Source organism: Thalassomonas sp. RHCl1 (assembly GCF_947387555.1).
In the GTDB taxonomy this organism is placed as follows: Bacteria; Pseudomonadota; Gammaproteobacteria; order Enterobacterales; family Alteromonadaceae; genus Thalassomonas.
The window spans coordinates 297,818-309,514 of the sequence record NZ_CANDNZ010000003.1 but is presented as its reverse complement, the minus strand read 5'-3'; the positions used below and the strand labels follow the sequence as shown (position 1 = coordinate 309,514).

The following is an 11,697-nucleotide window of genomic DNA, read 5'->3' as shown; positions in this document are numbered from 1 at the left end:
CTTTAAAAATGATGCTTTGTAAGCTTTACAATAAAAATTTGTTGTATTATTGTGAAATTTCAGGGAAGAGCGCAGTAGCAAAATGAATTAGGAAAATTGACTTTTGTTTTCTGTCCCTGGCTAATGTTAGTAACAATGAAAGGATTTATTTATGAAAACAGCATTAAAAAAAGCCGCTGCTATAGCGGTAGCAGCTTTATCATTTTCGTATGCTTCTCATGTATATGCAGGCTATCTACTTACGATTACCTATTACTCAGACGCCAGTTATTCTCAGGTTGTCGGCGAAATGTTTATAAATCAATGCCGTGGCGACATGGAGACGATTACAGGAACCGTAACGTCTTATTATAGGGTCACCAGAGGTGCTGCTTGCGGCTTCATCAATTAAAAATACTGTCCCAGATTTTAACGGGCAGCAAGTTTACCCATAGCTTCGGTCTATAACCGGAAAAACCACTTAAGCCAGTAATACTAAATTGCTGGCTTTTTATTAACTGCTTTACGGGCAGTGTCACTATCCGGAGATATATTGCCAAACCCGGCAATTGAAAATTTAATCTTATTAGGCCACACTAGAGCAAAACAATAACAGGTTGAATTTCTTATGTTAAAAAAAATCGCGTTAGTAATAGTCACTATCATTGCCATTCCTCTGGTAATGGCGATATTTGTGAAAACAAGTTATGACGTTGAAAGGGAAGTGGTGATTAATAAACCTAAGGATCAGGTGTTTAACTATATTCGTTTCCTGAAGAACCAAAATGAGTTTAGTAAGTGGGCTAATATCGACCCCAATATGACCAAGAGCTATCGGGGCATTGACGGGGAAGTCGGTTTTGTTTCCGCCTGGGACTCTCAACACGAGGAAGTGGGCACGGGTGAACAGGAAATCGTCGCCATACAAGACGGTCACCGCATCGATTTTGAATTAAGGTTCCTTAAACCCTTTGAGGCAACCGAGCCCGCCTATATGATCACCGAAGATGTTTCCGGTAACCAGACCAAAGTAAAATGGGGCTTTAGCGGCCATATGGACTACCCCATGAACCTGATGTTTTTGTTTATGGATTTTGAAAAAATTATCGGTGACGATCTGCAAACCGGCCTGGACAACCTGAAAGAAATTCAGGAGAGCCGGTAGCGCTGACTGATTTTTTCGGGCAGCCAACTATGCCTGCTCTGTGTCTGCCCGGTAACGATTCAGCCGGGCTAACCTTGTTGTAAAAAGCGGGCTGCGGCCCGTTTTGTGTTTTATCAGCGCATCACTGGCGGGTTGTGTATCAGCTAATGTTCGGCACGGGAGTTTTAATGAAACGGCTTTTTTGGCTAATAACGGGGATTTTTTTACTTTGCCTTACAGTCTACGGACTGCAAAGCGGACAAGCACAAACTCCGCAAACCTCAGCCCATTCGTTTCACACTTCCGCCCATTCAATCCCGCACTCTTTGCCTCAGCTAAAACAGCGGCTGGAGCTTTTGCTGGCGCTGGAAAAAATTCCCGGCCTGCAAATAGCCTTGTTTGATGAACAGGGGATTTATTGGCAGCAGGCCCTGGGAACACGGGATATAGATAAGGCGTTACCGGTAGAACAAGAGACCCTGTTTCGGGGCGGCTCAACCACTAAAACCTTTATCGCCCTGGCCATTATGCAGCTGGCCGGACAGGGACGGCTGACTTTGCAGGACAAGCTTACTGACCTGGCGCCGGAGGTCAAAATAGAGAATCCCTGGCAGGCCACACATCCGGTAAAACTGGTGCATCTGCTGGAACACAGCGCCGGGCTGGATGATATGCACTTTCGCAATATCTATAATACTTCCGATCCCGGGATCAGCCTGCTCGATGCCGTCAACCGGGATGCAGGCGCTTTAAAAGTGCGCTGGCAACCCGGCACACGGCATGCCTATTCAAACCCGGGTTATGGCGTACTGGGCTATATCATTGAAAAATTTTCCGGCCAGAGTTTTGAGCAATATATCAGGCAACATATTTTGCAGCCGCTGGCGATGCAGCACTCCACTATGGGGCCATCGTCCAGCCATCAGCAGAAGTTAAGCCAAGGGTATAGCGCCGGGAAAGCCGTGCCTTACCGGGATATTTATCTGCGCTCTGCCGGCAACATACAGACCCGGGCATATGAGCTGGCCTTGTTCGGCCATTTGCTGTTAACCCGTAACCGGCAAAATATCCTGGCGGATATCAGCGCTGCCGATATCTTGCAAATGGAACAACCACGCACGACTTTGGCTGCCCGGGCAGGTCTTAATTACGGTTATGGCCTGGGGCTTTATTCCAGCAGCCAGAGCCGGCGGCCCTGGTTAGGACACGGCGGCGCCATCGCCGGATTTTTAGCCGCATATGGTTATTCGCCGGCAATCGGTCAGGGTTATGCACTGGTCGTCAACTCCGACTCTGCGCATATTCATACCCTGCTGACACTCATCACCCGCTACCTGGCAAAAGATCATCCTCCCGGCAAGCAAATACAAGTTGCCGGTATTGATGCTGAGATCGGCGGCTACTACCGTATGGTGAATAACCGCAATGAAATTTTTGCCGGTCTCAGTTATCCCTTAGATACCATCATTATTGAGGCACGCGACAGCGAAATAGATCTGATACCTGTTATCGGCGAAGGGGAGAGGTTGCTGCATGTGGGGCAGCAACAATTTCGTTTGCCGGGCAACAGCCATGCCAGCGGGGTTTTTATCAAAGAATCGGTTGACGGCAAAGTATTCGTGTTTGACGGTCAATATTATGCTAAGTCAAGCGCCTTTGCTGCCTGGGGTATACCAATTATGCTGGCATGGGCCTTTTTTGCTGTGCAGCTTACCCTGTTGTATCTTCCCTATTGGTTGATAAACCATACTTCGGGTAAACTGCCCGGAAAAGGGCGGCTTAGCCTGCGCTTATATCCTGCCCTGGCAAGCGTGTCTTTGGCTATAGTGATGATGGCCTTATTTTGCTTGTCTCCCGAAGAGGCGGGACAACTGAACTGGCAAACACTGTTTATCTGTATCTTTACTCTGGTGTTTGCCATTTGTTCCTTGTTGGGATTATTGCAACTTGTAAAAATGTGGCGGCTTGAACCCCATTCTGGCGCCAGATATTTTTCCCTGATTTCTGTATCCGCCCTGGTGATGCTGACGGTTTACGGTTGGTATTTTAATTATATCGGCTTAAGTTTATGGTCCTGGTAGGCCGGGAAACGGGTTAAAATAACCGCATTTGGACTTTGCGGGCAGCTGCAATCACATTTTTTCGTCTCAGCTCCTTAATTTTTGCCACCTCCTTAAAAGACAACTTAAAACAGGTGCTTACATGTTTTTAACAGGCTGTTTTTAAACCTTATAAATCTATAATTTTTCTATTTTAAGCAATATCTAGCTTTTTTATAGGATTTTCCAGCCCGGCTTTTTCATGCTTGTGCTCTCTTTAAAAAAGGAAGCTCAAATGAAAGTAAACAAATTATTTATTGCCCTGTGTTTATCTGCAAACAGCTATGCGCTTTATGCCGGCGGACCGATAGAGCCTGTAATGGTCACCATTCCTGCGGGAAGTTTCGAAATGGGCTCTATGGATTATAACAATGCCCAGCCTCTACATAAGGTTGATATGCCAGAATTTAGCATGGGTAAATATGAAGTCACAGTGAACGAGTTTCGTCAGTTTATCCGGGCTACCAACTACCCGGCATCAAAGGAGTGCCGACACGAGTTAAACGGCTGGTTCAGACCCGGCTCTAAAGGCAACTGGGAAACCAATGCCTTAAATACCAGTGAATACCAGCCCGTAGTCTGCATTACCTGGCAGGACGCCAACGCCTATGTGAAATGGCTGGCAAAGGAAACCGGCAAGCCCTACCGTTTGCCTTCGGAAGCCGAATGGGAATATGCCGCCAGGGCAGGGACAAAAACCAATTATTATTTTGGTGATGACAGCGATAATACCCTGGTATGCGACTATGAAAATACCGGCGATCTCAGCGGTGAAAATATTTTGCAGCGCGACAGCAATACCAGTTATTACAACTGGACCGGGGAAATTGCCGATTGTGCCGATCACTCGGGTTATGCCAGTATCGTAGGTATGTATAAAGCCAACCCGTTTGGCCTGCATGATATGGTGAGTAATATCCGCGAAATGCTGGCAGATTGTTATAGCGGGGATTACTCCAAGGCAAGCAGCGATGGCTCTGCCAACCTCGAAGGTAGCTGTGAAAGCCGTGCTATCCGCGGCAGCAGCTGGCATTGGAGTCACTGGCCGTTGGTGCAACGCAATAGTTTTCCTGAGGACTTTGCCGGCGGGGTGGACGGTTTCCGCCTGGCGCTTGACGGCAAGGCGCCAAAACTGTCAAAAGCCAGCAAGCGGTTCCTGGCCAGGCTGACCTTTGCCCAGGAGCAGGAGCAAAAACGCCGCAATATACAGCCTGAATTCCCGCAAGCCGTGACCAATGTCACATTGCAGCAAACCAGCGATGCGGTAACCATCAGCTGGGATAAAAGCAAAGAGAGTGATGTTGAAAGCTACCGGGTTTACCGCAATGAAATTGCCGGCGGCATGTTTAAACTGCTGGCGAGTAACTTAACGCAAACCAGCTATACCGACAGTAATGTCAGTCCCTATAAATACGACTATACGGTCGTGGCTGTGAAGTACCATAAGCAAGGGCATTATAGCGAGCCGGTTTCTACCAAGGCTGGCTGGGTCAATGTTCCCGGCAGAGTCGAGGCGCAATGGGCATCAGATTACAGCGGCAGCGAGCTTACGCAAACTTCAGATGTTGACGGTGGCTATAACTTCACCGGGGTTGGCGGCATTTCAGATAACGCCAGCCTTAAATATCAGGTTGAAGTGGCAAAAGCCGGACTTTATCAGCTCGAATATCGTGTTGCTTCACCGCGTGATACCAAAGGTTTCGAGCTCTATGCCAATGATGAAAAAGCCGGGGTAAACCAGGTAGTGAAAACCGGGGGCTATCATGAGTGGCAAACCCAACAGGGAAAAGCAGTTTATCTTAAAAAAGGGAAAAACACGGTTACGGTTAAATCCCTGGATAATAACTGGAAGTTAAACTGGTTAACCCTTAAACAGGGTTAATACCGCAGGCATAAGCTGCAGCAAAAGGGCAGGGATATCCTGCCTTTTTGTTATTGGCTACACCTTATGCTCCTTATAACTTAAGGGCAAGTAACTTGTTTTTATTGGCGCGCCGCCAGTACAGCGGGGCATTTTCATGAATGTATTGCGAATAAAAGTCAAAGTTTACCTGGCTGTCGGGGGTAGAGCATAGCAGCAAGGCGACATCTAAACTCAACGACCGTTCTCCTGCCAGGTGGGCTTGTTCGAAAGTACGCTGGGCATGGCTGATAAACAGCTCAGGTTGCTGCCGGGCCTGTGCCAACAAGGTTTTCAGGTAAGAGCGGTGGGCATTATCGCTTGTCAGGCTGTCAACCAATGCCCGGGCCTCGCTCAGGCGGTTCTGGTCGATATAATATTTCATCAGCTGCTTGCGGCTTGACTGCGCCACCCAGTGATCCGGGGTTAACGCGGTAAATTCGAGCACTTGTTTTAAATGCGGCTCTTTATCTGCCCGCTTTTTAGCAAAGATAGCATAATGGAATGGTACTTTGGCAAAATGATACACTGGCAGCTGATACGCTTTCATCTTATTTTCAGCCTGCTGCAGGTACAGGTATTTATCGGCTTCCTGATGATGTTTATGGGCCATTACCGACAGGTAGGTTAGGGCATCCAGCTCCCGCGCTTTATCCCCGGCATCAAAAGCCAGCTGTGCCGCCTTGAGTAAACTGGATTTAATCGCAGGATAATCATCTTGTTGATGGTCAAGCCAAGAGTGTGCATGCCAGGCATCCGCCTGGCGTTTTAAATCGCCGATGTGCTCAAACTGCTCAATTGCTAAAGCAAGCTTATGCGCGCTTAACTCAAATAACTCCTTGCTGGTTAAAATTCTGCTTTGCTGCAGATAAGCATTGCCGGTTTGCTGGCCATTGTTTTGGCTAAGCGCGATGCTGGCCAGCTTATCTGCCATCACCATAGCTTTTTCAAGTTCACCGGTTTCGATATAAGTGGTGATCAGATTATCAAGAACAATGAGATCCTCAGGCGCCTGCTGGTGGGCGATCAGCAGATTAGCCTGCTTAAGTTCGGGGGCCTGGGCGCTGCTGAGCAATTCATAGATAAAAGGCTGCTGTAAATGCTGTTGCATTTGTTTTATCGCCTCATCTTTTGACGCAGCGCTGATTTGTCCCTGCCACTGGCCATAAGGGCCTTTTAATAAGAAATCCAGGTGTGTCTGCCCGCCGTAAGTGCGGCTGTGACCGGTTAACACAAACGGGTGTTCATCTGTCAGGTTTGGGTATTCAAGCTCAGCTGAGGCTTCAAAATAGGCGGTATCCAGATGCGTTAATGGCGTGAAATCAAAATGAACATCATCCTTTAAGGTGATGCTGCTGTCCCGGTTGTCGGTGAGCGGGATATAGGCCATTTTTATGGCCGGTCCAGTCTTTGGCTGCACCGGCTCATTTTGCCAACTCATTAGCGCAACCATTAGCAAAACCATGCCTGCCAGCACCGCATACGGCCAGTAAGCCCGCTTTTGCCCCGGTGCAGAAGGGACGGCTTGTTGCCTTGTTTCGTCAGGACTGGTAGCAGGCTTTGCAGCCGATGAAAGTATTTGCGTTTCGAGCTGCCATTGATAACCCCGTTTGGGGAAGGTTTTAATAGCCTGATTGCCAAAAAGGTTTCTTAAGTGGCTGATGTTTTGGAAAACGGCCTGTTCCGACACCACTTTATCTTGCCAAACCCGGGATAGGATTTCTTCCTTGCTCAGGACATTGTCTTTTTGTTCAAGCAAGAGGGCCAGTACTTTGGCTTCGTTGTGGCGAATATCGATTGTTTCGCCATTTTTTGCCAGCACAAGACTGGTACTGTTAAATTCAAAATCGGTAAATTGATAACGCATTATTTTTATTATCTGAACTTGGCTGTTTGATCATTTTCTCTGTCATCATAACTGATCGGCGCTAAAAGCTGCATTGATTTATCGACGAAGCAACTGATTAGCGGGATGTAAGGCGTAGTGATATCAAATGCAAATTGATATGGTATTTAACAGAAGCGGCAATGACTTGGTCCGGCATCAGTTAGTATCGGCGATAAAATCGGCCAGTATCTTTTAATCGCATAAAATAATAATTGGATATATTAATGAATGCATTTGTAAAAACTTTTTTGGCCAGCCCGGTGATGGCAACAATCGGCCTGTGTTTAATGACTCATGTTTCTCATGCTCACGGATTGGCAAACACGCACGCAACCGCTCCTGAGCCGGTTATGGCTAAAACAGCAAGCTATTGCTGGCAAGATCCCAAGTTCCAGGCCATTGAATTAAAAGCGGGTAAAGGCGCTTTTACCATCTATCACTATGCACAAGATAAACAACTGGCAACGGAAATTGCAGACTCGGCCTTAGCATTAGATAGTGAATTACAAAATTTCTTTGAGCTGGACCGCCAGTCTCCCTTTCGCCTGTACGTAGCAACCGATCGCTCCCACTGGGAACGCCTTGCCGGTACTAATCTTGACTGGGAGAAAGCCTGGTATGTGGTAGGCTCTATGCTGACCGCCAATGATCAGGTGGTGATCAACCCAGATAAATGGGACAAACGCTCTCACGACTTTGTGGTACTGCGCGAGCTGGTAAAACATGAACTGGCGCATTCTTATGCCTATGCCCTGCGTGGAGAATTTGACAGTGAACAATGCCTGCTAAAAAGCGAGGATGAGCTGGCACAGGAACAAGAAAAAAGCATGTCGCCTTATTGGATTGAGGAAGGCTTGGCCACGGTTGTAGCCGGACAGATGCTCACCTGGAAAGATCGCCTGGTGAAGTCTTTAAAAGAAAATGCCGAATTTGCCCATGCCATGGATCCCAAGCGTCCTAATTACTCTCGTGCCGGGGCGGCCACTTTATTTTTATTGGAAACCTACGGCAAAAGCTCCTATTTTGAAGCGCTGAAACTGGTAACAGACGGCTGCCGGGATGATCAGGCAAAGTGTAATGCTAAGTTTTTAGGGCACTTTAACAAAGATAATCATCAACTGGAGCAACAGTGGCTGGATTATATCAATAAGAAATGGCCGGAATATAAAGAGAATAGAGAAGGGGAGTCCTGATGCTGGAAATTCGGCCCAACTGTGAATACTGCGATAAGGATCTTGCGCCGGATGCCGACGATGCCATGATTTGTACATATGAATGTACCTTTTGCCAAAAGTGTGTGCTTGAAGTGCTTGAAAATGTCTGTCCAAACTGTGGCGGTGGTTTCACCCCCAGGCCGGTAAGGCCCAAAACAGCCCGCAGAAAAGGGGTTAGCCTGGCTCATCAGCAAGCTGCAACACAAAGGGTTCATACAAAATTTAGCCTGGACGAGATAAAAGCCTTTGCAGCATTGGCAAAAGCTATTGATCCGAAAGCACGTTAACATATGCTCCTTTAGGCTGATTGATTGGTCGGGAGCTTTACAGGTAAATGGAAACTAAGGAAGCGCAAGGTAGTTGGTTTAAACAGGCTTTTTTAACTGATACTGTTTCAGTGGTTTTAGACCGGTTTTGCCACATGCGCGACATTAGGAGATTGGCACTTAAAGCTAATTTGGATTAGATTGTGTATCGATAATACCACGATAAGCGGCTTAATAATATTTGGCTAAAATAAGCGACAAAGGAGCTAAAGCCAACGGTTTTTAGTCCTTGTTAGAGGCCTTTGCAGACAAAGCTAATTTTTGTGTATGAGTGAGTAAACTAACGTCTCCAACTTTACCATGCCCAGGAACAACTAACTTAATATCAGGATAGCGATTAATGACTTTCTGAATAGAGTTTGACCATTCACCAATAACAGCGTCCCCAGTATAGCCTAAATGTTTATTGTGCAGGCTTTTAACAAAACAGCCGCCGAATAGTATCTTTTCCTTAGGCAGCCAAACAACAATATTATCTTCTGTATGTCCTACTCCCGGGTAAAAAACACTCACGACACCATCAACTAATTCAAATGTATTACTTGATATTTCATCACTAGACGTTTCTTTTTGGTTTGATTTGAGCAGTTTGTTGGTTAATGATGTTGCATAAGTTTTTATTTTTAGATCATTTAAAAGTGGTAAATCGCCGCTAGCATCTTCATGAAAATGAGTAACGACAGTATTTTTCAAAGTTAGCCCTTTAGCTTCAATCCACTCAATTAATTCTTTAGTTCCCTGAGTTGTCCAAGGAGTGTCAATCATATGTGCTTCAGTACCATTAATAACAACGAGACCTGATGCCTCTACTACCCCCCATGGTTCAACCCTCCTAGATGAAATATGCTGATAGACGTTATCACTTAATTTTTTAATTTTAAGTTGTTTAACACTTTCATTCTTTGCAAAAGCAATACAAGGAAAAACGAGTATAAGTAGAATAATTGATTTCATAGTTAAATAGCCTCTAACGCCCCATTAACGGGGAAATAATCGTTGGTCAAAATAAGCGACGCAGGAGCAAGAACCAACTGTTATTGGTCCCGGTTTAAACGAGTATCTATAACCACTTACTATGTTGCGCCCATTTAGTGAGGGCTAGTATATCTTTAAGTTTTGCTAGAACAATGCTCAAGTCATGATGAATTATGGCAAAACATGACAACTTAACTAGCAAAGCAAGACAGCCAAAAACTGAATTTTCAAGCGACAATATTTCAGCAAAATCACATGTAAACTTTTGTAAAACTTGACCCCTCGCATTTTTACATAACATGCCTGTTGTAACGTTAAACGAAGATCTATATTAGCCCTAATTAGGGCTATCTGGTTGATAGGAGCTAGTCATCCAGTGCCTCTTTGCCCAACACTATTTTTGCGCAAAACTCACCACTTTTTATTTGGCACGGGTGATCTAACCTAAATAAAAATAAGGAATTACCGATGAAAGTTAACCTAACACGTTATTCACGCACCTTTGTATTTGCTTGTTTGACATTCTTCAACATCACGATATCAACAGCATTAGCCGCAGAAGCTGAAGAGTTTGTCGCTAAGCTCAAAACACACTATCAAAAAACACTGTCAATTAACGCCTTCACACTGAATCAGCACTTCACAAACAAACAATATAGAGACCTTAATTATTGGGACTATAAAACACCAAACGTATACATGTCGGTAAGATCGGCCGAGGTGGATCTGGCAAGAAAGCATTTTTATGATAACGATATCCTTTATTATGCAGGCGGGCGGCTATACGACAGAGTTAAAATGCAGAATAATACAGAAAGTTTTTTTTATGAAAGAAGTGCCACGACCATAGGGAAAGCTAGTTTCAAAAGAGGCATGGATTACTTTGATATCTTTAAAAACCATATTGTCATGAATTTCGACTTTCTGGCAGTAAGGCCTCTCTTTGAAGAAGCCAATATTGAGGAAAATATTACCCTTCACCAGGACAGCATACCGGGAAACACAACGCTTACCCATAAAATTTCTGATGATAATGTTATCGATTATAAATTTAGTCACAATCCATTGCAGCTTGTGTCAATCAACAAGGGGGGCCAAAGTGGCATTTTTGTCTATAGTGACTATCAAACGACTAGAGGTTTAACCTATGCCAGAACCGTACACAAATATTTTGAAGGAACAACGGAACCAACCTATATAACCTTTAATGATCACTTTGGCATCATTGATAAAGTGGACCCTGGCAAACTTCAGGTTCCAGAAGGATATAACTCCAAAATCCCTAAATGGGACGGGGTGTTAGTGTCAAAAGAAATTGCACAAGACCTATACCTTGTTACCGATGCTTCAGCCTATCAAAATAGCTTGTTTAAAGTGAACGGTGATAAAATTGCGGTATATGGTGCAACTGAAGATTCCGATTTAGCAGAGAAAACTATCAAGCTTATTCTTGAAAAATTTCCAAATAAGAAAATCACCTCTGTTTATGTTACCCATCCTCACGGAGATCAAATTGATGGCCTCAAAGTCTTTGTGGATCAGGGTATTGAAATACTTGCCGATGAATATAGTATTTCTGCCATCAAAGCCTACCCACGCTTTGCTGACGATATCACCAGGTTCAAGTTTCAAACCATTGAACATGAGCAAGTCATTGATGGAGCACATTTTTATGTATTGGAAAATATGCACTCAAAAAGGCAAAGCTTTGTATATTTCAAAGACAGCGGGATTATTTTTCAAGCAGACTTTCTGCACATTCCTTACGATAATACCATTGCTAAGGTAATACCAAGTTACACAAAAACCTTTATTGATTTTGTCCGAAGTAAGCAGCTTAAGGTCAACCGAATTGTTGCTTTCAAGCACAATAACAATATCTCTGTTGATATCATGAATAAAACCTATGATGTCAATATGTGATAATTGAACTAGATGATGCTTTAGCACTTTCGAAAGCTACAGATATATGACCAACGCAAAGAATTAGCAAGCATGGACGCTTTCTGCCACTTTCCAGACATTGTCCGCACTCAATTTGGCATACGCACTTCGCTCGTTTAGGCGACCAACAGCGGACAACAAATAATGTAGGATAAATATTGGGAGATTGGCCCCCAATATTTATCACCTCAGTCAGTATTTTTAAAAAACGCTGCCTGAACATTCACA

Annotated in this window: 9 protein-coding genes; 7 read left to right on the top strand and 2 right to left on the bottom strand. The window is 44.8% G+C overall.

Annotated elements, in window-relative coordinates; all coding sequences use genetic code 11:
- Nucleotides 1-151 precede the first annotated feature (151 nt).
- The 4 genes from QL234_RS11750 (at nucleotide 152) to QL234_RS11735 (ending at nucleotide 5,104) form a co-directional block, all read left to right on the top strand.
- Entirely contained in the window at nucleotides 152-391 is a 240-nt protein-coding gene (locus QL234_RS11750) for a hypothetical protein (protein ID WP_281558030.1), read from the top strand.
- A gap of 216 nt (nucleotides 392-607) precedes the next feature.
- Nucleotides 608-1,144 (top strand): SRPBCC family protein, encoded by a 537-nt coding sequence (locus tag QL234_RS11745; RefSeq protein WP_281558029.1) that lies wholly within the window; start codon nucleotides 608-610, stop codon nucleotides 1,142-1,144.
- 167 nt (nucleotides 1,145-1,311) lie between these two features.
- Nucleotides 1,312-3,204 (top strand): serine hydrolase domain-containing protein, encoded by a 1,893-nt coding sequence (locus QL234_RS11740; RefSeq protein ID WP_281558028.1) that lies wholly within the window; start codon nucleotides 1,312-1,314, stop codon nucleotides 3,202-3,204.
- Nucleotides 3,205-3,457: 253 nt separating this feature from the next.
- A complete protein-coding gene (locus QL234_RS11735) occupies nucleotides 3,458-5,104 on the top strand; it encodes an SUMF1/EgtB/PvdO family nonheme iron enzyme (protein ID WP_281558027.1) in 1,647 nt (548 codons plus the stop codon).
- 73 nt (nucleotides 5,105-5,177) lie between these two features.
- Here QL234_RS11735 and QL234_RS11730 read toward each other — a convergent pair whose 3' ends face one another.
- Nucleotides 5,178-6,989, bottom strand: a complete 1,812-nt coding sequence (locus QL234_RS11730) for a winged helix-turn-helix domain-containing protein (RefSeq protein WP_281558026.1) — start codon at nucleotides 6,987-6,989, stop codon at nucleotides 5,178-5,180.
- A 371-nt stretch (nucleotides 6,990-7,360) separates the two neighbouring features.
- Here QL234_RS11730 and QL234_RS11725 point away from each other — a divergent pair, with 371 nt between their 5' ends.
- Together QL234_RS11725 and QL234_RS11720 are read left to right on the top strand one after the other, a co-directional pair.
- A complete protein-coding gene (locus tag QL234_RS11725; RefSeq protein ID WP_281558025.1) occupies nucleotides 7,361-8,203 on the top strand; it encodes a hypothetical protein in 843 nt (280 codons plus the stop codon).
- Nucleotides 8,203-8,511, top strand: coding sequence for a DUF1272 domain-containing protein (locus QL234_RS11720; RefSeq protein WP_281558024.1), 309 nt, complete (start codon nucleotides 8,203-8,205; stop codon nucleotides 8,509-8,511). The genes QL234_RS11725 and QL234_RS11720 overlap by 1 nt, the downstream gene beginning before the upstream one ends.
- Nucleotides 8,512-8,772: 261 nt before the next feature.
- On the opposite strand, the gene blaVMB is transcribed toward QL234_RS11720, so the two are convergent.
- Nucleotides 8,773-9,504 (bottom strand): VMB family subclass B1 metallo-beta-lactamase, encoded by a 732-nt coding sequence (gene blaVMB / locus QL234_RS11715; protein WP_281558023.1) that lies wholly within the window; start codon nucleotides 9,502-9,504, stop codon nucleotides 8,773-8,775.
- Between the two features lie 489 nt (nucleotides 9,505-9,993).
- Here blaVMB and QL234_RS11710 point away from each other — a divergent pair, with 489 nt between their 5' ends.
- Nucleotides 9,994-11,448 carry a hypothetical protein gene (locus QL234_RS11710; RefSeq protein WP_281558022.1) on the top strand — a complete coding sequence of 485 codons (1,455 nt, stop codon included), beginning with the start codon at nucleotides 9,994-9,996 and terminating at the stop codon, nucleotides 11,446-11,448.
- Nucleotides 11,449-11,697 lie beyond the last annotated feature (249 nt).

What these genes read in the sequence shown, in the direction of transcription:
- QL234_RS11720 (WP_281558024.1), top strand. Translation starts at nt 8,203, where the DNA reads ATGCTGGAAATTCGGCCCAACTGTGAATACTGCGATAAGGATCTTGCG.
- blaVMB (WP_281558023.1), bottom strand. Translation starts at nt 9,504, where the DNA reads ATGAAATCAATTATTCTACTTATACTCGTTTTTCCTTGTATTGCTTTT.
- QL234_RS11730 (WP_281558026.1), bottom strand. Translation starts at nt 6,989, where the DNA reads ATGCGTTATCAATTTACCGATTTTGAATTTAACAGTACCAGTCTTGTG.
- QL234_RS11735 (WP_281558027.1), top strand. Translation starts at nt 3,458, where the DNA reads ATGAAAGTAAACAAATTATTTATTGCCCTGTGTTTATCTGCAAACAGC.
- QL234_RS11725 (WP_281558025.1), top strand. Translation starts at nt 7,361, where the DNA reads ATGGCTAAAACAGCAAGCTATTGCTGGCAAGATCCCAAGTTCCAGGCC.
- QL234_RS11745 (WP_281558029.1), top strand. Translation starts at nt 608, where the DNA reads ATGTTAAAAAAAATCGCGTTAGTAATAGTCACTATCATTGCCATTCCT.
- QL234_RS11740 (WP_281558028.1), top strand. Translation starts at nt 1,312, where the DNA reads ATGAAACGGCTTTTTTGGCTAATAACGGGGATTTTTTTACTTTGCCTT.
- QL234_RS11750 (WP_281558030.1), top strand. Translation starts at nt 152, where the DNA reads ATGAAAACAGCATTAAAAAAAGCCGCTGCTATAGCGGTAGCAGCTTTA.
- QL234_RS11710 (WP_281558022.1), top strand. Translation starts at nt 9,994, where the DNA reads ATGAAAGTTAACCTAACACGTTATTCACGCACCTTTGTATTTGCTTGT.